Origin of the sequence: Roseovarius sp. (assembly GCF_965228755.1) — a bacterium.
Classification (GTDB): domain Bacteria; phylum Pseudomonadota; class Alphaproteobacteria; order Rhodobacterales; family Rhodobacteraceae; genus Roseovarius.
The window spans coordinates 1,058,450-1,079,387 of record NZ_CBDDIG010000005.1; the positions used below are offsets into that span (position 1 = coordinate 1,058,450).

Sequence of the window (20,938 nt, forward strand, 5' to 3'; positions counted from 1 at the left end):
CCGGCCTGTTCTGTTTTGGGGGGCGGCCTTTTCTGTTGTTGCTTGTCCCCATCTCGGCTTCCTCGCCTGATAGTAAGGGGTAGGGGCACCTCAAATAGAGGTGGCTCGGTTTGTTTTAACAGTTTCGAGCCGTTTCGTAAGTGGATTTCCCGCTCGGTTATGCCGCGACCGGAATTGGCCGGGGCGTGTTGAGATATGCCTGATCGGGGGTCTGCCCGTCCAGCGATGAATGCGGTCTCCTGGTGTTGTAGAAGGCCAGATACCGGCCGAGGCTTTCGCGAGCGGCCGAGACGCTATCATAGGCGCGTAGGTAGACCTCTTCGTATTTGATGGTCCGCCATAGGCGCTCGACGAAGACGTTGTCCCGCCAGGCCCCCTTGCCATCCATGCTGATCCGGATCCCGGCACCTTTCAGCGCGGTGATGAAGTCGATGGAGGTGAACTGGCTGCCTTGATCGGTATTCATGATCTCGGGTGCGCCGTGTCGTGCGAGGGCCTCGTTCAGCGCCTCCACGCACGGGCCGGTTTCCAGCGTGACCGAGAGCCGCCAGCTCAGCACCTTGCGGCTGAACCAGTCGACAACGGCCACCAGGTAAACAAAGCCGCGCGCCATCGGCACATAGGTGATGTCCATTGCCCAGACCTGGTTGGGCCGGGTCACTGCCAGCTTCCTCAGCAGGTAGGGGTAGACCTTGTGCCCCGGCGCCGGTTTCGACGTGTTGGGCCTGCGATACAAGGCCTCGATGCCCATCTGCTTCATCAGCGTGGCCACGTGCAGCCGCCCGGCGGTGAACCCTTCCTGGCGCAGAAGACCCTTCATCATCCGGCTGCCCGCGAACGGATAGTCCATGTGCAGCTCGTCGATCCGGCGCATCAGCCGCAGGTCGTCCTCGCTGGCCGGGCGCGGGGCATAGTAGAGGCTGCCCCGGCTGATCCCGAGCAGCTCGGCCTGCCGGGTCAGGCTCAGCCTGTGGGCGCGGTCCGTCATTTCCTTGCGCTCGGCAACAGACCGGCCTTGGCGAGCGCTCCCTCTAAAAAATCGTTCTCAAGCGTGAGCTGGCCGATCTTTGCATGTAGAGAGGTGACATCGATCTCCGGCTCCTTCGCCGCTTTCGGCTTGTCATCGAATACGCCGGAGACTCCATCCAGCAGCTGATCCTTCCATTGCTTGATCTGGTTCGGATGCACGTCGAACTGCGTCACCAGCTCGCTCATCGTCTTGTCGCCCTTCAACGCCGCCAACGCGACTTTCGCCTTGAAAGCTGGGCTGTGGTTTCGTCTCGGTCGTTTTGCCATATTCGCTCCTTCGTCCCGGCAACGCTGCAGGATTGGGAGCGGAAAATCCACCTAACTCACCTGTTCAGATTTCCCGAGCCACCTCTCCTCTCAACATCGAGATTCACGCCATCTTCAAGAGAATTACTGCGGCAGCGGACGTTTAAGTTTGCAATCGCTCTGTCAAAAGGTTCTGGCGGAACAAAACTGTCATCAATCGAGAAGGAACGATCGGTCATCAAAGTTCACCACATATATCTGCAGTCAAGGGTGACTGATGACTGAAGGTTTAGTCAAGCAAATCAGCGTTCATTCACGCTCATTCCGATGTTCCAGGGCACGGATAGCTGACCGTCGCGGCCAGGCAGAAACTGGGAAGTGTGGGCTCGAAGCGGGCTTTCGCTGCGATCCTGGATCATGGTGAGCCTTGCAGGGCAAGCCGCGCATCGACGGGCCGTGGTGCGGCGAACCGACGTTGGTGATGGGCAGTTTATGGCTGCCAAGTACGTCCATCATTCGCGCGTGGCACTCCGCTGGCCAAATCGCCGTGCCGTCACGCCAGAGGCGTGCCGGGTATGGGCGGCGCACCTTTGGTGCGACGGGGCGGCCCACCTCTCGGCGATTGCGTTGCAATCGCCTGCCGGCCAGCGGGCGATGCGCGGCGGGCTTACGCCCTTTGTTCCGCGCGGTGTGTCTCTGCGAAAAATCCCAAGTCCTCGCCAACCTTTTGACCTCTCGGCGCGTTCTCCTAGGTAACGGGGCAAGCAACGGAGGACCGCCATGCCAACCAATCTCCGCGGCCAGACGGCCACCCGGCCGGCCGAGATCCCGCGGCGCGGGTGGTGGGAGATCGTCAAGCGGCTGGTCGCCGGCATACCCGCCGATCACATGTCGGTCGTCTCGGCCGGGGTGGCGTTCTTCGGGCTGCTGGCGATCTTTCCCGCCGTGGTGGCGCTGATTTCCATTGCCGGCGTGCTGCTCGACCCCGCGGATGTGGCGGGCCAGCTGGAGGGGTTCGTGGCGATGATGCCCGCCGAGGCGGCGGCGATCGTCCGGGACCAGATCCTGAAGGTCACCGGCGGCGACGAGGCGGCCACGGGCTTTGCCGCCATCCTCGGCCTGCTGCTGGCGCTTTATGGTGCCACCAAGGGCATGATGACCCTGATGGAAGGCATGAACATCGCCTATGCCGAGACCGAGCGGCGGGGGTTCGTGAGGCTCTACGCCACCGGGCTGGTGCTGACGCTGGTGATCATCGCGGGCCTGCTGACGGCGCTTGGCGTGATGATCGTGGTGCCCGCGGTGATCGTGTTCCTGGGCCTGCCCGGCGCGGTGGAGACCACCATCGTCTGGCTGCAATGGCCGGTGCTGGCGGTGCTGGCGATGCTGGGGCTGGCCGTGCTCTACCGGTTCGGGCCGTCGCGGGCCAATGCCAGGTGGCGCTGGATCAGCCCCGGGGCGGTGGCCGCGACGGTGCTGTGGATGATCGGGACGATCGGCTTCTCGCTCTACACCCAGAATTTCGCCAGCTATAACGAGACCTATGGCACGCTGGGGGGTGTCATCATCCTGCTGACATGGCTGTGGCTGTCGGCGTTCATCGTGCTGGCCGGGGCCAAGCTGAATGCCGAGATCGAGCACCAGACGCGGCGCGACACCACCACCGGGCCGCCGAAGCCGGAGGGGGAGCGCGGGGCGGTGAAGGCCGACACGCATCCCGACGGCCCCGCGCCGGGCGCGGGGGACGGTTGAGGCGCGCGCCGGGGGTCCGGCATATTTTCATGGACAGGTGGCGTTCGAGGATTCACCATGGGCTGGAGCTTCATCTGTGCCCGGGGGGAGGCGTCGATGGCGGAGGAAGATGATCTGATGGCGCTGTTCCGGCGCTACGAGGCGGCGCTGCGGGACGGGGATTCCGAGAGCTGCGCGGGGTGTTACGCGGAGGATGCGGAATATATCGCCTCGGCCATGGCGCCGGTGCTGGGGCGCGAGGCGATCCGCGACCTGCATGACGAGCTGTTCCTGGTGGGGGTCAAGCAGTGGTCGCTTCGGGTGCGGAGCCTCAGCGTGTCGGGCTGGATGGCCTATTCGCGGCAGAAGATCGTGGCCGACGGGACGTCGTCGGACGTGATGCTGGTGGCGGTGAAGGGGCGCGACGGGGCCTGGCTGATCCAGGCGGAGGCGGAGATCCCGGTGCGGTAGGAGGGAGGGGAGCGATGGCGCGGTTCGCCGATCACGACGCCTATATCGCCGCGGCGCCCGAGGCGTTCCGGCCGCTGCTGGAGGCGCTGCGCGCCCGGCTGGCCCGGGCGTTGCCCGATGCGGAGGAGACCATCCGCTATGACATGCCGGGTTTCGTGATCGAAACGACGATCGTGGCCGGGTATGCGGCGTTTTCGAAACAGTGCGGGCTGTATGTCGGCAAGGGCGCGATTGCCGCCCATGCCGATGATATTGCCGCCGCAGGGTTGAAGGCCACGAAGACGGGGGTGACCTTTACGGTGAAGCGGCCGATCCCGGAGGCGTTGGTGGCGAAGCTGGCCGTCGCCTCGCGGGAGGATTACGGGGTGTGACGGTCAGTCGATGGCCTCGATGCCCTGGGCCTTGAGGCGGGCGAGGCCCTCGTGCATGGCCTGGAGCTGCTCGGGCGAGTGGCCCTCCCATTCCGCAACCTCGCCCACGATGCGGAGCGGTTCGCGGGAGCGGAAGGACAGGGTGGGATTGCCGGGGAATTTCTTGTCGGTGAGATTGGGGTCGGCCTCGAAGGGGCCGGTGGGCTCGACGATGTAGATGCGTTCGCGGCCGTCGCCGGCGGCCAGCTCGGCGCCCCAGATCGCCGCCTCGAGCGTGCCGGCGAAGTAGACCCAGGACATCGGTTTGCGCGAGCCGAAGTTGGATTTGCGCCCGGCGGTGATCAGGTCGCCGGTGCCGAGATCGGCGCGGGTGCCGTGATACCAGGGGCCGGAGGGGGTGTCGGTTTGCGGGGTCAAGGCGCTCTCCTGTCGCAAGGATAATTGTAACGGCTTGAATTTGGGGAGAAAAATCTTGGCGCGCAATTCTTGAATAAATTTTGTCGATGCTCATGTTTATGTCAGGCGGGAGGGATCCGACGGATCGCCCGCCTTTTCCTTTTCCAGGATCGGTGAAACGGGACGCGCGGCGTGTGCCTGGTCGGGCGCGCGCAGGGGCGCGGGTTTGTGGATGGCCACCCCGAGCATGACCAGCAGGACGCCGGCGATATCGGCGGGGCCGGGGATTTGGCGCAGGACGAGCGCGCCGATGATCGTGGCGGAGGCGGGCAGCAGGGCGAGCAGGAGCGCGAAGCTGGCGCGGGGCAGGCGGGCCATGGCGAGCTGGTCGCAGACGTAGGGGATGACCGAGGAGGTCAGGCCGACGCCGATGCCGGCCAGCACCAGCAGGGGGGCGCCGAACGCGTTCAATGCCTGCAGGACCCCGATCGGCATGACGAAGAGGAAGGCCGCCGCCATCGCCGCGCCGAGGCGTTCCACGCCGCCCGAGGCGCCGTTGCGGGAAATCCTGTGGCCGAGGATGATGTAGAGCACGAAGAGCCCGCCGTTGAGCCCCGCCCAGAAGAGACCCAGCAGGTCGGAGGCGGCCCGGCCGGGGGCGGCCAGTCCGGGGATGTCGAGAAGCAGGGCGACGCCCGCAAGGGTGGCGGCGAAGGCCAGCCAGTTGCGCCCGGTGCGCAGGCCCCAGAGGGCGAGGCCGATGGTGCCCGCGAACTCGATGGCGGCGACGAGGGCGATGGGCAGCCGGTCGAGCGCGAGGTAGAAGGCGCAGTTCATCACCGCGAGACAGGCGCCAAGCGCCAGCAGGAGGGCGCGCTCGCCGGGGCCGGCACGCCGGAAGGTGCGCCAGGGCCGGGTGAGGGGCGCGAAGATCAGCGCGGCGGAGGCGATGCGGAACCACGCCACGCCCAGCACGCCGACGGCCGGGAAGAGCAGCACGGCGCAGGCCGGGCCGAGGTAGTGGAAGACGGCCGAGACGCCGAACCACAGATGCGGCGGCACGGCGTCGGAGACGCGGGAGAGGCGCGGGGGTGGGGCTTGATCCGGCATGGGGTCATCATGCAAGGTGTATCCGGGTTTTTATATGGAGATTCGATATGTCCAGCGGCGATATTGCGAACGAACAGAAGGAAATTTCGACGGAAGGCCTTCGATCCGGTGAAACGGGTCTCGACCGGATCGACGCGGCGATTCTGCGCGAGCTTTGCGCCGATGCGCGGATCGCGCGGGCGGAGCTGTCGCGTCGGGTTGGGCTGTCGGCGCCGAGCGTGGCCGACCGGGTCAGGCGGCTCGAGGATACCGGGGTGATCACCGGCTACGGCGCGCGGATCGATCCGGCGCGGCTGGGCTACGGGCTGACGGTGATGATCCGGGCGCGGCCGTTGCCGGGGGAGATGGCGAACATGATCGCCGCCATCCGGGCCACGCCGCAGATCGTCGCCTGCGACCGGGTGTCGGGAGAGGATTGCTTTGTCGCACGGGCACACGTGCGCGACGTGGCGGAGATGGAGGCGGTCATCGACCGGATCGTGCCTTTCGGGGCGACGAACTCGTCGATCGTGCAATCCTCGCCGGTGGCGGAGCGGTTGGTGGCGTTGTGACGGGGGGGGCACCAGGGGTGCGTGGGGGCCGGTGGGGGCCGGGCTGAAGCCCGGCCTACGTGGGCGACGGTAGCCTACAGCTTGCGGATCTTCAGCTTGGTGATGCGGTTGCCGTCTTTCGCCATGACCTCGAAGCGGAAGCCGTGGAGGTTGAAGACCTGGTGGACTTCCGGGATGATCTGGGCCTCGTGGATGACCAGCCCCGCAACGGTGTTCGCCTCGTCGTCGGGGAGGTTCCAGTCGGTGGCGCGGTTGAGGTCGCGGAGCGTCATGGCGCCTTCCACCAGGAACTGGTTGTCGTCGCTGCGGCGGATCGGGTGGTCGGCGTCGGGGTCGAACTCGTCGGCGATCTCGCCCACGATCTCTTCGAGGATGTCCTCGAGCGTGATCAGACCCTGCAGGACGCCGTACTCGTCGACGACCAGCGCGAAATGGGTGCGCAGGCGCAGGAACTGGCGCATCTGGTCGTCGAGCGTGGTGGTTTCGGGCACGAAATAGGGCTTCATCGCCACGTCGGTGATGTCGAAATTCTTCAGCACCTCGTCGGACAGCCCGCCCTCGCTGACCAGCTTGTACATGGCGCGCAGCAGGTCCTTGGCGTGGACCACGCCGATGATGTTGTCGGGGTCGTCGCGGTAGACGGGCAGGCGGGTGTGGCTGCTTTTCAGGCACTGGTCGAGGATCGCCTGGGGTTCCAGCTCGGCGTCGATCATCTCGATGCCGGAGCGGTGGAGCATGATCTCCTCGACCGCGCGGTCGCCCAGGTCGAGCGCGCCGAGGATGCGGTCACGGTCCTCCTTTTCGACGACGCCCTCGGAATGGCCGAGATAGAGGGCGCCCGCGATCTCCTCGCGGACGGCGAGGATATGGCTGTCGGGGTCGATCCGGACGCCGAAGAGGCGCAGTACCATCCGCACGAAGACGCGCACCGCCGAGACGACGGGTGAGAAGATGGAGATGACCAGCGTGATGATCGGCGCGGTGCGGGCGGCGGCGGCCTCGGCATTGGTGATGGCGTAGGTCTTGGGCAGCACCTCGGCGAAGACCAGCACGAGGAGGGTCATCACCAGGGTCGCGAGCGCCACGCCGCTTTCGCCGAAAAGCCGGGTGAAGAGGGCGGTGGCCAGCGAGGCGGCGAGGATGTTGACGAGGTTGTTGCCCAGCAGGACCGAGCCGATCAGGCGCTCGTTGTCCTCGGTGATCTCGAGCGCCTTGGCGGCGCCCTTCTCGCCCTTGTCGGCGCGGGCGCGGAGCTTGCCGCGGGAGGCGGCGGTGAGCGCGGTTTCACTGCCCGAGAAGAAGGCCGAGAGCACCAGCAGGGCGAGGATGGCACCGCCCGTGATCCAGAAGGTGGCGTCGAGCAGCGTAGATGAGGGTTCCATTCGGGTCGTTATCCTTTCAGCCCCTCGGGTTATGGGGGCTCGGGGGGCGGCGATCAAGGGATCATCGGCGCGGAACGTCGGGTGAGGTGTGCTCAGTCCTCGCCGCGGGTGGCGGCGGCCTTTGCGAGTGGGTGGTGCTCTTCCACCAGCGTGCGCAGGCGTTCGTCGACCACGTGGGTGTAGATCTCGGTGGTGGCGACGTCGGCATGGCCCAGCAGAACCTGGATGGCGCGCAGGTCGGCGCCGCGGGCCAGCAGGTGCGTGGCGAAGGCGTGGCGCAGCGTGTGGGGCGTGACGCTTGCCGGCGAGACGCCGGCGGCGACGGCCATTTCCTTGACCAGCAGATAGAAGCGGTTGCGGGTGAGGTGGCCCAGCTTGCCGCGCGAGGGGAAGAGGAAGGGCGAGGGCGGCTTGCCCTCGGCGCGCCCGGCCTCCTCGGCGCGGTCGCGCAGGGCCAGCCAGTCGGTCAGTGCCGCGCGGGCGGGCGGGGAGAGCGGGACCATGCGTTCCTTGCCGCCCTTGCCGCGCACGAGCAGCATTTCCGGGTTGCCGCGGGCCGCCGCGACCGGCAGCGTGACCAGTTCGGTGACGCGCATGCCGGTGGCGTAGAGCAGTTCCATCAGGCAGGTGTTGCGGCCGCGGTCGGCGGCGTTGCGGCCGACATCGCGGGCGGCGGCGAGCAGGCGGTCGACATCCGCTTCCGACAGGGTCTTGGGCAGGCGCTTGGCCCGGCCGGGCCCGCGGATCCGGGCGGCGGGGTTGTCGTCGCGCAGCCGGTCCTCGAAGGCGAAGACGTAGAGCTGGCGGATGGCCGAGAGGCGGCGGGCGCGGGTGGAGGCGGCGAGGCCTTGGGCGTCGAGATCGACGAGGTAGGCCTCGATGTCGGCCTGGGTGGCGGTGGCGAGGGCAAGGGCGTTGCGGTCGAGCCAGCCGGCGAAATCGTCGAGGTCGCGGCGATAGGCGGCGAGCGTGTTGGCCGCTGCCCCCAGTTCGGCCGCGCGGGCCTCGAGAAAGGGCTCTATCCAGCCCCGGCCGGGTGTCATTCCCCTTCCGCCAGCAGCAGGACCTGGAGCGAGGCCTGGCGGGCCACGTCTTCCAGCCCGACGACGCGCAGGGTGGCAAGCGCCGCTTCGAGGTCGCGGGTCTGGCCGGTGCTGGCGTCCTGAAGCTGTACCGCCGCCGCGAGGATGGCCTGGCCCAGCCGCCCTTCGCGCAGGGGGCCGGCATGGTCGGGCGGCACCTTGCGGGCGGCGAAGGCGCGGGCGATGGCGGATTCGACGGCGCCCGTGGCGAGCGCGGCGTCCGGCGCGCCCTTGGCCAGCCCTTCGAGGAAGTTGAGGCGGCGGGTCTGTTCGCCCGGCGCGCGGGCCGCGCTTTCGTAGACCGGCGAGAGGAGCGCCACCTCGTGGGCGAGGCCGGAGGGATCGTCGAGCACGGCCAGGTCGGCGCCGTAGAGGGCGGCGAAGGCCACGGCGAGGCCGTTCTCGCGCATCAGCAGCCAGACGCTGCGCAACTCGCGGTCGATGGCGGCCACGTCGCCGGAGGCGAGGGCGGCGTCGAAGGCCTGGATCGCGCGGACCCGTTCCCAGACCCCGCCGGAGGCGGCCGGGTCGCGGTCGGTATAGAGGCCGAGCAGGCGGTTGGCGGGCAGGGCGCCGGTGCGGGCGAGGCGCTCGGCGGCCTCGACCTCGGCCTTCCAGCCCATGGTGCCGCGCAAATCGGCCACGGCGTATTCGCGCGGCAGGTTGCGGGTGGGCAGCGGCATGCCGTTCGCCTCGTAGAGGCGGAAGATCAGCGGGGTCATGTGGCGCGGCGGGGGCAGGTCGGCCCCGTCGGCGGTTTCTGGGTCGAGGAACCGCGCCAGAAGCTGCGATTCATGGGCGTCGAGCGCGCCGATGGCGTTGGCGGTGTCGTAGGTCAGCGCCGCGGTCGACCAGTCGCCGGCGCGGGCGATGCAGAAGATGCGGGCGGCATAGCTTTCGGACAGGTCGGGCGTGTCGGCGAGCGCCTGGCAGGGATCGTCCTCGGTGCCCTTGAGGAGGGCGAGGTCGAGCCATTCATCGAAGAGGAGCGGCGTGTCGGCGCCGGCGCGTTCGAGCAGTGCCAGCGCCGCGTCGACCGCGCCGTAGCGGCGGAGCGCATCGACCCGGGCGCGCAGGAAGCGGGCGTTCTCGGCCGCGTCGGAGGGCGGGTCGGCCTCGGCCAAGAGCAGGGTGTAGTAGAGCGCCTGGATGGCCGGCAGGGGCGTGTCGCCGAGGCGCGACAGCTGGGCCACCAGCGTGTCGGTCTCGCTGGCGGACCAGAGCGAGCGGGGCAGCCCGGTAGTGGAAGATGGCAGCAGGCCCACCGCGTCGGGGCGCACGTCGTCGAGCGGCAGGACCGTGACGGAGGGCACGGTGACCCCCTCGGTCACCGGCGGGTTCGCCAGCGGCTGGACAAGCGGCTGGGCCACGCTGACCGGGGCCGGCTGGGTCAGCCAGTCGATGGCCGACAGCGGCTCCTCGGCCAGGGCGAGGCCCGGCACCAGAAGCGCGGTGAGGGTCAGGCTATTCGGTTTCAAGGAGGATATCCTGCCGAATCTCTTCCTCGGGCGGAGAGAAATCCGCGCCGAAGAACGGCCCGACATAGGCATAGGCCACGAGGGCCAGGAAGGCCAACACGGCCAGGTAGAAAAGCCACTTGATCAGGCGCGCCATATTGCCTCTTGCTCGTAGGTTTGTTCGTTAACGACTTTATAGCTGGCCTTTTGAACAAGATCACGTCATTCAGTGCAAACGATTTGGCAATTGGCATGGGAGCGCCGAACATTGGCCGCCGTAAGGCATTGGAAACTACACAAGACCGTGGTTCTGGTGGGCATGATGGGGGCTGGGAAGACCGCTGTGGGAAAATCTCTTGCAGCGCGGCTCGGGGTGCCGTTTCTTGATTCGGATGCCGAGATCGAGCGGGCGGCGAACATGTCGATTGCCGAGATTTTCACCCGCGACGGCGAGGCGTTCTTTCGCGACCGCGAGACGCAGGTGATCAACCGGCTGCTGGAGGAAAAGCGCGGCATCCTGTCGACCGGGGGCGGTGCGTTCCTGGCCGAGCGGAACCGCAGGCTGATCAGCGAAAAGGGTGTTTCGGTGTGGCTGGATGCCGATCTGCCGATCCTGTGGAACCGGGTAAAACACAAGGATACCAGGCCCTTGCTGCGCACGGATAAACCTCATGCGACGCTGAAGGCGATCTACGAGGCGCGGGTTCCTGTCTATGCGACGGCCGATCTTTCGGTGAAGGCGCAATCGGCCTACGCGATCGAGACGATGGCGGAAAAGGTGATCGAGACATTGCTGACGCGGCCCGATGTCCTGGAGGAGAGCGAATGACCGAGACCGTGCATGTACCGCTGGGCGAGCGGGCCTATGACGTTCATATCGGGAGCGGGTTGCTGGCCCGCGCCGGGGTGCTGGTGGGCCCTTTGCTGGCCCGCAAACGGGTCGCGATCGTCACCGACGACAATGTCGGGCCGCTGCATCTGCCGAGGCTGGAAGAGGGGCTGGCGGCAGCGGGGATTTCCGCCGTTTCACTGGAATTGCCGGCCGGGGAAGGCACGAAAAGCTGGCCGCAGTTGGAGCGGGTGGTGGAGTGGCTGCTCGAGCAGAAGGTCGAGCGGAGCGACGTGGTTGTGGCCCTGGGCGGCGGGGTGATCGGTGACCTCGTGGGGTTCGCGGCCGCCGTGCTGCGCCGGGGGGTGCGGTTCGTGCAGGTGCCGACGAGCCTGCTGGCGCAGGTCGACAGCTCGGTCGGCGGCAAGACCGGGATCAACGCGCCGCAGGGCAAGAACCTGATCGGGGCGTTTCACCAGCCGAGCCTGGTTCTGGCCGATACGGATGTGCTGTCGTCCCTGACGGAGCGGGATTACCTGGCCGGGTACGGCGAGGTGGTGAAATACGGGCTGTTGGGGGATTCGGAGTTTTTCCAATGGCTTGAGGCGCATGGTTCATCCGCCGCGGGCGGGGATCATGCGGCACGGATCCACGCGGTGCGCCGGTCGGTGGAGATGAAGGCCGAGATCGTCGTGCGGGACGAGACGGAACAGGGCGACCGGGCGTTGCTCAATCTGGGCCATACGTTCTGTCATGCGCTGGAGGCGGCGACGGGGTATTCGGATCGGCTCTTGCATGGCGAGGGGGTGGCGATCGGCTGTGCGCTGGCCTTCGAGCTTTCGGCGCGGATGGGGCTCTGTTCGCAGGAGGAGCCGGGGCGCGTGAGGGCGCATTTGCGTGACATGAAGATGAAGGTCGATCTGTCTGATATTCCGGGGGAATTGCCGGATGCGGACGGGTTGCTCGACCTGATGGCGCAGGACAAGAAGGTGGTGGATGGCACGCTGCGGTTCATCCTGGCGCGGGGGATCGGCGAGGCCTTCGTGACCTCGGATGTGGAACGCGACACGGTCAGGGCGCTGTTGCAGGAGGCGCTGGACGCGCGTTAACCGGCTGCTCAGCCGCCGGTCGCTTTCGGCAGGTTCACCCGTTTCGACAGCTCTTCGAGGCTTTCCACCCGTTCGGAGTACCGGTCGGTGAGGTAGCCGCTTTGGCCACGTGTCAGCAGGGTGAATTTCATCAGCTCTTCCATCACGTCGACGAGGCGATTGTAGAACGGCCCGGGTTTCATGCGGCCGTTATCGTCGAACTCGTCCCAGGCTTTCGCCACCGAGGATTGGTTGGGGATGGTGAGAAGCCGCATCCAGCGGCCGAGGATGCGCAACTGGTTGACCGCGTTGAAACTTTGCGAGCCGCCGGAGACCTGCATCACCGCCAGCGTCTTGCCCTGGGTGGGGCGGATGCCGCCGATCGGGGCCAGCGGGATCCAGTCGATTTGCGTTTTCATGATGCCGGTCATGGCGCCGTGGCGTTCGGGGGTGGACCAGACCATGCCCTCGGACCACATGACGAGATCGCGCAGCTCGGCCACCTTGGGATGGGTGGTGTCGGCGTCGTCGGGGAGCGGCAGGCCCGAGGGGTTGAACATGCGGCATTCGGCGCCGAGTCGAGTGAGGATGCGGGCGCCTTCCTCGGCCGCGAGGCGGGAGAAGGAGCGCGTGCGCAGCGAGCCGTAGAGGAGCAGGATGCGGGGCGGGTGCGTGGGGTGGTCGGAGGGGAAAAGTCGCGCCTCGTCAATGGCCTGGAAGGCGTCGTTCACGAGGTTCGGGGTGGTCTTGTCTTCAGGCAACGCGGGTTCCTTCGGCGGTCAGGAGGGGCGATCCGTCTTCCTTGGTGTAGGGGCCCTGGGGCCAGACCTCCAGCAGGTCGAGCACGGTTTCGGACGGGCGGCAGAGGCGGACGCCCCTGGGCGTGCAGACGATGGGGCGGTTGACCAGGACCGGGTGGGCGAGCATGGCGTCGAGGAGGGTGTCGTTGCTGGTGGAGGGGTCGAGGAGGCCCAGTTCTTCGGCCGGGGACTTGGTGGTGCGCAGCGCCGTGCGGGGTGTGAGGCCGGCCGCGGCGAAGAGGGCGAGGAGTTGCGGGCGGGTCCAGCCGGTGTCGAGATACTCGATTACCGTGGGCTGGTAGCCTGCGTCGCGGATGATCTGCAGCACGTTGCGCGACGTGCCGCAGGCGGGGTTGTGGTGGATGACGACGGCCATGGGGTTATTCGACCGGTTGCCGGCGTGATTGGGACAGGTCCTTGAGGAGCCATCCGAAAAGTGCCACGCCAAGGGCCGCGCCGACGAGTTCGGCGCAGATGAAGCCGGGCAGGTCGAGCGGGCGGATGCCGGAAAAGGTGTCGGTGAAGGCGCGGCCGATGGCGACGGCGGGGTTGGCGAAGGAGGTGGAGGCCGTGAACCAGTAGGCGGCGGTGATGTAGAGGCCGACGAGCCACGGCACGGCCTCGGCCCGGAAGCGGATGCCGGCGAGGATGGTGCCGACGAGGCCGAAGGTGGCGACGATCTCGGCGAACCACTGGGCGCTGCCGGTGCGGGGGGTAGTGGAGAGCTGCACGAGATCGAGGGCGAACATGCCGTGCGCGGCGATCGCCCCGGCCACACCGCCGAGGACCTGCGCCGCGATGTAAGCCACGGATTCGGATGCGGAAATCTCGCGCCGGAGAAGGAAGGCAAAGGTCACCGCCGGGTTGAAATGGGCGCCCGAGATGGGGCCCAGAAGGGTGATCAGCACGACGAGGATGGCGCCGGTGGGAATGGTGTTGCCGAGCAGCGAGACGGCCACGTCATCGGACAGCATGTCGGCCATGATGCCCGAGCCCACGACGGTGCAGACGAGCATCGCGGTGCCGAGCGCCTCGGCGGTCAGGCGGCGGGGAAGGTCGAAGATCATGCCGGGGCGGTGTCCTCTGCGTGGGTGTGCTGGCCGATGCGATCGAGCTCTTTCTGAAGGGAAAATCGGTCGAGCTGGGCCAGGGGCAGGTTGACGAAGATCGAGATGCGGTTGCGGAGCATCCGGTAGGCATCCGTAAAGGCGAAACTGATTTCCGCGTCGGTGCCGGTGGCGGCGGCCGGGTCGGGCATGCCCCAATGGGCGCTCATCGGCTGGCCGGGCCAGATCGGGCAGGGCTCGGCCGCGGCCTGATCGCAGACGGTGAAGACGAAATCCATTTGCGGGGCGTCGGGGCCGGCGAATTCCTCCCAGCTTTTGGAGCGGATGGCGGAAGTGTCGTGGTTGAGGTGCTGCAGAAGCTCGATCGTGCGCGGGTGGGGTGCGTCTTTCGGCCGGGAGCCGGCGGAGAAGCCGCGGAACCTGCCCATCCCTTCGCGGGTGATGATGGCCTCGGCCATGAGCGACCGGGCGGAATTGCCGGTGCAGAGGAAAAGGACATTCTTGGGGGCGTCGGGCATCGGGGCCTCCTTCAGCAGGCGCAGGCGAGTTTGGAGATGAGGGGCTGGCAGAGCTCGGGGTTTCCGCCGCAGCAATCCTCGAGCAGGAAGGCGAGCAGGCCGCGCGTGCCGTCGAGATCGGCGAAGTAGCGGATCGAGCGGCCCTCGCGGGTGTTGCGGACGAGGCCGGCCTGGTGGAGGACGGAAAGGTTGGCGGACATGGTGTTCTGGCGGACGCCGAGCGCGTCGGAGATTTCACCGGCGGCCATGCCGGTCTCGCCGGCCTTTAGGAGCAGGCGGAAGACGTCGAGCCGCGTGGGCTGGGACAGGGCCGAGAAGGCGGTGAGGGCGTGCGTTTTATCCATATATCGTGAAGTATTGATATATGGAGGGGGAGTCAACGGGAAGTTGACGTGCAGAAAATTGGAATTTTCCGGCTCGGAATTTTCGAAAATACCGCAGGGGCGGAACGGTGTGAGGGAGACGTTTTCTTGGAAGAAAACGTCCCGGAAAAATTCGAATTTTCCGGGTCGGTGCCGTGGGTTAGCCGGCGATCTTCACCAGGGCGTGGCGCTTCTTGCCCGCCGACAGCTTGATGGCCTCGGCGAATTCGTCGGGCGTCATCAGGCGCGGTTCCTTCACCACCTCGTCGTTGATGCTGGCGCCGCCGCTGGCGAAGAGGCGCTTGGCTTCCTTGCCCGAGGGGCTGAGCCCCGCCTTCACGAAGAGCGCGGTGTTGGCAATGCCCTCGCCGATATCGGCGGCGGTGAGCGTCACGGTGGGCAGGTCGTCGCCCACGCCGCCCTTCTCGAACACCTCGCGGGCGGTGGCTTCGGCGGCTTTCGCGGCCTCGGCCCCGTGCAGCAGGGTGGTGACCTCGTTGGCGAGGATGATCTTGGCGTCGTTGATCTCGGACCCCGAGAGCGCGCCCAAACGGTCGCATTCGGCCACCGGCAGCTCTGTGTAAAGCTTGAGGAAGCGGCCGGTGTCGGCGTCGGTGGTGTTGCGCCAGAACTGCCAGAATTCGTAAGGGCTGAGCATGTCGCTGTTGAGCCAGATCGCGCCCCCGGCGGACTTGCCCATCTTGCGCCCGTCCGAGGTGGTCAGCAGCGGCGAGGTCAGGCCGAACACCTCGCGGTCGAGCACGCGGCGGGTGAGGTCGACGCCGTTGACGATGTTGCCCCACTGGTCGGAGCCGCCCATCTGCAGGACACAGCCGTAGCGGCGGTTCAGCTCCATGAAGTCGTAGGCCTGCAGGATCATGTAGTTGAACTCGAGGAAGGACAGCGACTGTTCGCGGTCGAGCCGGGATTTCACCGATTCGAAGCTGAGCATCCGGTTGACCGAGAAATGCCGGCCGATGTCGCGCAGGAACTCGATGTATTTCAGCCCGTCGAGCCATTCGGCATTGTTGAGCATCAGCGCGTCCGAGGGACCCTCGCCATAGGTGAGGTACTGGGCGAAGACCGATTTCATCCCGTCGATATTGGCGGCGATCTGGGTGTCGTCGAGCAGCGGGCGCTCGTCGGAGCGGAAGGAGGGGTCGCCCACCTTCGTCGTGCCGCCGCCCATCAGGGTGAGCGGCTTGTGGCCGGTCTTCTGCAGCCAGCGCAGCATCATGATGTTGAGGAGGTGGCCCACGTGGAGCGACCTGGCCGTCGCGTCATAGCCGATATAGGCCGGTACCACGCCCGCCGCGAAGGCCTCGTCGAGGCCCTGGTAATCGGTGCAGTCGGCGAGAAAGCCGCGCTCGATCATGATGGTCATGAAGTCCGATTTGGGGTGGTAGGTCATATGGCTTGTTCCCGGGTTTTTCGCGCGGCATGTATAGGCATGGTTCGGGCGAAGGAAAAGAGCATGTTGAAGGCGGGCCGCGTGTGGGCGCTCGGGGCGATGTCGGGCACCTCGCTGGACGGGGTGGATGCGGCGATGGTCGAGACCGATGGCGAGGCGATCTTCGGCTTCGGGGCGTCGGACTATCGGAGCTATACGGGCGCGGAGCAGGCGGTGCTGGCGGGCGCCCTGGGCAAGTGGCCGGGTGAGGACGTGGCGGAGGCCGAGGCGGTGGTGCAGACGGCCCATGCGGAGTTGCTGGCGCGGTTCGAGGGGGCGCAATTGGTGGGGTTTCACGGCCAGACGCTGGCGCATGAGCCGCGGGGGCGGGGAACCTACCAGATTGGTGACGGGGACGCGCTGGCGGAGGCGTTGGGCGTGCCGGTGGTGTGGGATTTCCGGTCGGCCGATGTGCGGCTGGGCGGGGAAGGTGCGCCGCTGGCGCCGTTCTTCCATTTTGCCTGTGCCAAGTGGATCGGGGCGGACAAGCCCTTGTGTTTCCTGAACCTCGGGGGGGTCGGGAACCTGACATGGGTCGACCCGCGGAAGGCGGTGCCGGAGGCGGAGGGGGCCTTGCTGGCTTTCGACACCGGGCCGGCGAACGCGCCGATCAACGACCTGATGATGGCCCGGCGGAGGGAGCCGTTTGACCGCGACGGCGCGCTGGCGCGGCGGGGGCGGGTCGAGGACGGGGCGCTGGAGCTGTTCCTGGATGACGCGTATTTCACGAGAATGCCGCCCAAGTCGCTGGACCGGAACGAATTTTCCGACATGATCGGCCTGGTGGGCGAGCTGGGCGATGCCGATGCGGTGGCCACGCTGACGGGGATGAGTGCCGCCGCCGTGCTGCGCGGAATGGAGCATTGCCCCGAGCCGCCCGAGCGCTTGCTTGTCACGGGTGGCGGGCGGCATAATCCGGTGCTAATGGAAATGTTGCGGGTGGCGCTGGATTGCCCGGTGGAGCCGGTCGAGGCGGCCGGACTGGACGGCGACATGCTGGAGGCGCAGGCGTTTGCCTATCTCGCGGTGCGCGTGGCGCGGGGGCGGCCGACCTCTGGCCCGGGCACCACGGGGGTGCGGGCCGCGGTCTGCGGTGGCACGATCAGCCGGCCGGAACGCACGGAATAGCCGGTCGAAGGGGACGGGATGACGTATGAGCTTGACCAGGGGGCCGGGGCCGGGCTGCGGCTGGGGATGATCCTGCTGAGCGTCGACGAGACGCTGGAATTCGAGGCGCGGCAGGTGGTGGCCGGGCGCGAGGTGAACCTGCTGCATGCGCGGATCCCGGCGCGGGGTGACGTGACGCGGGAAGACCTCGAGACGATGGCGGGCGAGATGACGGCGACCGCCGCGCTGTTGCCGCAGGGGTTGGATGCGGTGGGGTATGCCTGTACCTCGGGCGCCACGATCATCGGGCCGGAGCGGGTTGAGGCGCTGGTGCAGATGGCGCATCCGGGCGTGCCGGTGACCAACCCGCTGAGCGCGGTGATCGCTGCGCTGGGGGAGTTGGGCTTGAGCCGGATCGCGCTGGTCTCGCCCTACATAGAGGAGATCACCGGACCGCTGCGCGCGGCGCTGGCCGGGCACGGCATCGAGACGGTGAGCGAGGTGAGTTTCGGACAGAAGGAAGAGCATACGGTGGCACGGATCACCGAGCGGAGCACGCGGGCCGCGATCGTCGAGGCGGCGCAGGCGCCGGGGGTGGAGGCGGTGTTCACGAGCTGCACCAACCTGCGGACCTTCGGCATCCTCGAGGAGGTCGAGGCGGAGCTGGGCGTGCCGGTGATCAGCTCCAATTCGGCGCTGATGTGGCGGATGCTGACACTTGCCGGCGAGCCGGCGACAGGCTGGGGGCCGGGGCGGCTTTTCGGCCGCAAGGCCGCGTGAGAGCAGCGGCATGAGCGATCTGGCCTACCGCAGGGAACTTGACGGCGTGCGCGCCATTGCCGTGCTGAGCGTGGTGCTGTTCCACGTCGGTTATCCGGACATGCTGGGCGGGTTCGTCGGGGTCGACATCTTCTTCGTGCTGTCGGGCTACCTGATCTGCGGGCAGACCTACATGCGGCTGGAGCAGGGGACCTATTCGGTCACCGAGTTCTTTGCCCGGCGGATACGGCGGCTGTCGACGGCCTATGCGCTGTGTTTCCTGGTGACCGCGCTTCTGGCAAACGCGTTCTTCCTGCGCTCGGAGATGGGGCTGGTGGCGGACGGGTTCCTGGGCTCGATCACCTTCACGAACAACTTCAACCTGTTGAATTCGGTCGGCTATTTCTCGGCCCCCGCGCATGAGAACCCGTTCCTGCACACCTGGTCACTGTCGATCGAGGAGCAGTTCTACATCGTGCTGCCGATGCTGATCCTGCTGACGCGGCGCAACCGGACGGTGTTCGCGTGGCTGCTGGGCGTGCTGTTCGTGGCGTCGCTGGCGCTGACGCTGTTTTCGGGCGACCTGATCTATGACCGGGAGGAGCGGTTCTTTTCCTCCACCTTCCGGGTTTGGGAGCTGGCGGCAGGGGGGCTGGTCTTCCTCGTGACCTATCACCGGCTGATCCCTGACAGGGTTCCGCTGATGCCGCTGGTGGGGCTGGCGCTGGTGATCGCGCCGGTGAACCTGCTGGATGCGAGCTATCTCTATCCCGGCTGGGCGACGCTGCTGCCGGTGCTGGGCACGGTGATCCTGATCGCCTTTGCCGCGCCGGGGCATAGCTGGATCGCGAAGGCGCTGGCGGTGCGGCCGATGGCCTATATCGGGCGGATTTCCTATGGCACCTACCTGTGGCACTGGCCGGTGATCGTGGGGGCGCTCTATTACGGCGTGACGCTGACCGACGAGATCCGGGCGGTGCTGGTGCTGGTGTCGCTGGGTTTGGGCGCGCTGTCCTATCACGTGGTCGAGATGCCGATCCGGCGGATATCGGTGCGGGGCGCGGGCAAGACGCGGCTTTACATGCTGTTCGCGGGGCAGGCGCTGGTGCTGCTGGGGGTGGCCGTCTACCTGATGCAGCAGCCCGGCAAGGCCGCGGCGGGCGAGGATGCGCGGCTCGAGGCGCTGAAGGCCGAGGTGATGAACGTGCATGACGGCTGGAACCGGTGCTGGGACAAGACGACGCCCGCGACCTTCTGCAAGCTGGGCGTGCCGGGAGAGACGCCGGATTACGTGCTGTGGGGCGACAGCATGGCGAACTCGGCCTTCGCGGCGCTCGATGATTACGGCAAGGCGCGGGACGAGACCGGCTTCCTAATCACGAGGGCGGCCTGTGCGCCGCTGCTGGGGGCCGGCACGAAGGAGGAGTGCATCGCCTTCAACGACCGGATCTTCGCCTATCTCGACGAGGCGGCGCCAATGGACGTGGTCATGTTCGCGCGCTGGTCGTATTACTCGGAAGGGTCCGGCCATGGCGGCGACCGGCCCGGCAGCGTGCCGCTGCTGCGGGCCGACGGCAGCGTGGCAAAGGACGGGTTCGCGCTGTTCGAGGAAAGCCTGAACGCCGCCATCGCGCGGGTGGCCGCGCGGCACCGGGTGATCGTGATCAACCACGTGCCGGAATTCCTCGAGTCGGTGCCGAAATCCATGCTGCGGACCATGCGGTTCGGGTCGGAGCCGCTGCACCTGAGCCGCGAGGCGTTCGACGAGCGCCGGGGCCGGACCATCGAGGCGGTGGCCCGGGCGGCGGAGGAGAACGGGGCACTTCATGTCGCACCGCACGAGCTTTTCTGCGATGATGGGGTCTGTCATCATGAAGTCGATGGTATCCCGCTGTTCATCGACAACGTGCATCTCGGGCCGAAGGGGAACGAGGTGCTGCTGTTCGTGCTGAACGAGGCGCTGAAGAAGGAAGGCCGGCCATGAGCGCAGAAAAACCCCTCGACCCCGCGACGATCGCCGCACGGGCGGCGGGGGCAGTGGACACGGGCCACGGGGGCGTGGTGCCCGGCGTGCAGCCGACCACGACCTTCCGGCGCGACGAGAGCTATGCGCTGCAGTCGGGTGGCAGCTATGGCCGGGATCACAATGCCAACGTGGCGCAGGCCGAGGAGGTGCTGCGCCAGCTCGAGGGGGCGGCGCAGACGCGGCTGTTCCCGTCGGGCATGGCGGCGGTGGCGGCGCTGTTCCGGACGCTGCCGGACGGCGCGCGGGTGGTGATGCAGTCGGGCATCTACTGGGGTGTGCTGGCCTGGGTTCGGAAGTTCTGCGCGCGGCGCAACATCCGGCTGGAGGAGATCGACGCGGCCGATCCGCTGGCCATCCGCAAGGCGCTGGTGGAGAAGGCGGACCTGGTGTGGATCGAGGTGCCGTCGAACCCCTGGCTGAAGGTGGCGGATATCGCCGCCATCGCCAAGCTCACCCATGACAGCGGTGGCCTGCTGGCGGTGGACGGTACGGCGGCGACGCCGGTGCTGACCCGCGCGCTCGATTTCGGCGCCGATATCTCGATGCATTCGGCGACCAAGGCGATCAACGGCCATACGGACGTGCTGGCGGGCGTGCTGTCGTGCCGGGATGCCGACAGCGAGGTGTGGCAGGCGATCTGTGCCGACCGGATGGAGGCGGGCGCGATCCTGGGCGCGTTCGAGGCGTGGCTTCTGATGCGGGGGATGCGGACGCTGCCCCTGCGGATGGAGCGGATGTGCCGCAGCGCGCAAATGCTGGCCGAGGCGCTGGACGCGCATGACCGGGTGGAGCTGGTGCGCTATCCCGGCCTGCCGGAGCATCCGGCGCATGTGCTGGCCCGGGCGCAGATGAAGGGCGGCTTCGGCTACCTGATGTCGGTGCTGGTCAAGGGCGGCACCGAGGAGGCGCTGGCGGTTGCCGGGCGGCTGCAGCTCATCCACCGGGCGACCTCGCTGGGCGGGGTCGAGAGCCTGGTGGAGCACCGGGCGACGATCGAGCCGCATACCGGCATTCCGGGCAACCTGCTGCGGCTGTCGGTGGGGATCGAGGACCCGGGCGACCTGCTGGCCGATCTCGACCAGGCGTTGAGGGGGTAGGCCGGGGGC

24 protein-coding genes are annotated in these 20,938 nt (G+C 67.3%); 10 read left to right on the plus strand and 14 right to left on the minus strand.

What is annotated here, in order from left to right:
* Nucleotides 1-157: 157 nt before the first annotated feature.
* Nucleotides 158-1,296, minus strand: a protein-coding gene (locus ACO07J_RS08720) for an IS3 family transposase (protein ID WP_422028238.1) whose coding sequence is annotated in 2 segments (ribosomal slippage) — nt 158-1,032 and nt 1,032-1,296 — 1,140 coding nt in all. Because the reading frame shifts where the segments join, the coding sequence is not laid out codon by codon here.
* A 56-nt stretch (nt 1,297-1,352) separates the two neighbouring features.
* Nucleotides 1,353-1,514 carry a hypothetical protein gene (locus tag ACO07J_RS08725; protein ID WP_422028240.1) on the minus strand — a complete coding sequence of 54 codons (162 nt, stop codon included), beginning with the start codon at nt 1,512-1,514 and terminating at the stop codon, nt 1,353-1,355.
* Between the two features lie 541 nt (nt 1,515-2,055).
* Between ACO07J_RS08725 and ACO07J_RS08730 the strand changes: the two genes are divergently transcribed.
* From ACO07J_RS08730 to ACO07J_RS08740, 3 genes are read left to right on the plus strand one after another with little or no spacing between them, the layout of a single operon-like run.
* A complete protein-coding gene (locus ACO07J_RS08730) occupies nt 2,056-3,027 on the plus strand; it encodes a YihY/virulence factor BrkB family protein (RefSeq protein WP_422028242.1) in 972 nt (323 codons plus the stop codon).
* A 57-nt stretch (nt 3,028-3,084) separates the two neighbouring features.
* Nucleotides 3,085-3,477: a YybH family protein gene (locus ACO07J_RS08735; protein ID WP_422028244.1), complete on the plus strand. Its 393-nt coding sequence runs from the start codon at nt 3,085-3,087 to the stop codon at nt 3,475-3,477.
* Nucleotides 3,478-3,491: 14 nt separating this feature from the next.
* Nucleotides 3,492-3,848 carry an iron chaperone gene (locus tag ACO07J_RS08740; protein ID WP_422028246.1) on the plus strand — a complete coding sequence of 119 codons (357 nt, stop codon included), beginning with the start codon at nt 3,492-3,494 and terminating at the stop codon, nt 3,846-3,848.
* A 3-nt stretch (nt 3,849-3,851) separates the two neighbouring features.
* On the opposite strand, the gene arr is transcribed toward ACO07J_RS08740, so the two are convergent.
* Together arr and ACO07J_RS08750 are read right to left on the minus strand one after the other, a co-directional pair.
* Nucleotides 3,852-4,265: an NAD(+)--rifampin ADP-ribosyltransferase gene (arr, locus tag ACO07J_RS08745; RefSeq protein ID WP_422028248.1), complete on the minus strand. Its 414-nt coding sequence runs from the start codon at nt 4,263-4,265 to the stop codon at nt 3,852-3,854.
* 96 nt (nt 4,266-4,361) lie between these two features.
* On the minus strand, nt 4,362-5,354 hold the full coding sequence (locus tag ACO07J_RS08750; RefSeq protein WP_422028250.1) for an EamA family transporter: 993 nt from the start codon (nt 5,352-5,354) through the stop codon (nt 4,362-4,364).
* Nucleotides 5,355-5,401: 47 nt separating this feature from the next.
* On the opposite strand from ACO07J_RS08750, the gene ACO07J_RS08755 reads away from it, so the two are divergent.
* On the plus strand, nt 5,402-5,905 hold the full coding sequence (locus ACO07J_RS08755) for an Lrp/AsnC family transcriptional regulator (protein WP_422028251.1): 504 nt from the start codon (nt 5,402-5,404) through the stop codon (nt 5,903-5,905).
* Nucleotides 5,906-5,979: 74 nt separating this feature from the next.
* Here the strand turns inward: ACO07J_RS08755 and ACO07J_RS08760 are convergent, their stop codons facing one another.
* From ACO07J_RS08760 to ACO07J_RS08775, 4 genes are all read right to left on the minus strand, one after another.
* A complete protein-coding gene (locus tag ACO07J_RS08760) occupies nt 5,980-7,287 on the minus strand; it encodes an HlyC/CorC family transporter (RefSeq protein WP_422028252.1) in 1,308 nt (435 codons plus the stop codon).
* A 92-nt stretch (nt 7,288-7,379) separates the two neighbouring features.
* Entirely contained in the window at nt 7,380-8,330 is a 951-nt protein-coding gene (locus ACO07J_RS08765; RefSeq protein ID WP_422028254.1) for a tyrosine recombinase, read from the minus strand.
* On the minus strand, nt 8,327-9,847 hold the full coding sequence (locus tag ACO07J_RS08770) for a hypothetical protein (protein WP_422028256.1): 1,521 nt from the start codon (nt 9,845-9,847) through the stop codon (nt 8,327-8,329). Before ACO07J_RS08770 ends, ACO07J_RS08765 begins: the two co-directional genes overlap by 4 nt.
* A complete protein-coding gene (locus ACO07J_RS08775; RefSeq protein ID WP_300894666.1) occupies nt 9,834-9,983 on the minus strand; it encodes a hypothetical protein in 150 nt (49 codons plus the stop codon). Before ACO07J_RS08775 ends, ACO07J_RS08770 begins: the two co-directional genes overlap by 14 nt.
* 162 nt (nt 9,984-10,145) lie before the next feature.
* Here ACO07J_RS08775 and ACO07J_RS08780 point away from each other — a divergent pair, with 162 nt between their 5' ends.
* Together ACO07J_RS08780 and aroB are read left to right on the plus strand one after the other, a co-directional pair.
* Nucleotides 10,146-10,655: a shikimate kinase gene (locus ACO07J_RS08780; protein WP_422029745.1), complete on the plus strand. Its 510-nt coding sequence runs from the start codon at nt 10,146-10,148 to the stop codon at nt 10,653-10,655.
* Nucleotides 10,652-11,764: a 3-dehydroquinate synthase gene (aroB, locus tag ACO07J_RS08785; RefSeq protein WP_422028258.1), complete on the plus strand. Its 1,113-nt coding sequence runs from the start codon at nt 10,652-10,654 to the stop codon at nt 11,762-11,764. Before ACO07J_RS08780 ends, aroB begins: the two co-directional genes overlap by 4 nt.
* Nucleotides 11,765-11,772: 8 nt before the next feature.
* Here the strand turns inward: aroB and arsH are convergent, their stop codons facing one another.
* The 6 genes from arsH to tyrS all read right to left on the minus strand — a co-directional run bounded on the left by arsH (nt 11,773) and on the right by tyrS (nt 15,901).
* Nucleotides 11,773-12,504 carry an arsenical resistance protein ArsH gene (gene arsH / locus ACO07J_RS08790; protein WP_422028260.1) on the minus strand — a complete coding sequence of 244 codons (732 nt, stop codon included), beginning with the start codon at nt 12,502-12,504 and terminating at the stop codon, nt 11,773-11,775.
* Entirely contained in the window at nt 12,497-12,919 is a 423-nt protein-coding gene (gene arsC, locus ACO07J_RS08795; RefSeq protein ID WP_422028262.1) for an arsenate reductase (glutaredoxin), read from the minus strand. The genes arsH and arsC overlap by 8 nt, the downstream gene beginning before the upstream one ends.
* 4 nt (nt 12,920-12,923) lie before the next feature.
* Nucleotides 12,924-13,610, minus strand: a complete 687-nt coding sequence (locus ACO07J_RS08800) for an MIP/aquaporin family protein (protein WP_422028264.1) — start codon at nt 13,608-13,610, stop codon at nt 12,924-12,926.
* Nucleotides 13,607-14,128 carry an arsenate reductase ArsC gene (locus ACO07J_RS08805; protein ID WP_422028266.1) on the minus strand — a complete coding sequence of 174 codons (522 nt, stop codon included), beginning with the start codon at nt 14,126-14,128 and terminating at the stop codon, nt 13,607-13,609. Before ACO07J_RS08805 ends, ACO07J_RS08800 begins: the two co-directional genes overlap by 4 nt.
* Nucleotides 14,129-14,139: 11 nt before the next feature.
* Nucleotides 14,140-14,472 carry an ArsR/SmtB family transcription factor gene (locus ACO07J_RS08810; protein WP_422028268.1) on the minus strand — a complete coding sequence of 111 codons (333 nt, stop codon included), beginning with the start codon at nt 14,470-14,472 and terminating at the stop codon, nt 14,140-14,142.
* A gap of 178 nt (nt 14,473-14,650) precedes the next feature.
* Nucleotides 14,651-15,901 carry a tyrosine--tRNA ligase gene (tyrS, locus tag ACO07J_RS08815; RefSeq protein ID WP_422028270.1) on the minus strand — a complete coding sequence of 417 codons (1,251 nt, stop codon included), beginning with the start codon at nt 15,899-15,901 and terminating at the stop codon, nt 14,651-14,653.
* Between the two features lie 63 nt (nt 15,902-15,964).
* On the opposite strand from tyrS, the gene ACO07J_RS08820 reads away from it, so the two are divergent.
* The 4 genes from ACO07J_RS08820 to ACO07J_RS08835 are packed head-to-tail and all read left to right on the plus strand — an operon-like array spanning nt 15,965 to nt 20,929.
* Nucleotides 15,965-17,068 carry an anhydro-N-acetylmuramic acid kinase gene (locus ACO07J_RS08820; protein WP_422028272.1) on the plus strand — a complete coding sequence of 368 codons (1,104 nt, stop codon included), beginning with the start codon at nt 15,965-15,967 and terminating at the stop codon, nt 17,066-17,068.
* Between the two features lie 18 nt (nt 17,069-17,086).
* A complete protein-coding gene (locus ACO07J_RS08825) occupies nt 17,087-17,827 on the plus strand; it encodes a maleate cis-trans isomerase family protein (RefSeq protein WP_422028274.1) in 741 nt (246 codons plus the stop codon).
* A gap of 10 nt (nt 17,828-17,837) precedes the next feature.
* A complete protein-coding gene (locus tag ACO07J_RS08830; RefSeq protein ID WP_422028276.1) occupies nt 17,838-19,790 on the plus strand; it encodes an acyltransferase family protein in 1,953 nt (650 codons plus the stop codon).
* Nucleotides 19,787-20,929: a trans-sulfuration enzyme family protein gene (locus ACO07J_RS08835; RefSeq protein ID WP_422028278.1), complete on the plus strand. Its 1,143-nt coding sequence runs from the start codon at nt 19,787-19,789 to the stop codon at nt 20,927-20,929. Before ACO07J_RS08830 ends, ACO07J_RS08835 begins: the two co-directional genes overlap by 4 nt.
* The last annotated feature ends 9 nt before the right edge of the window (nt 20,930-20,938 follow it).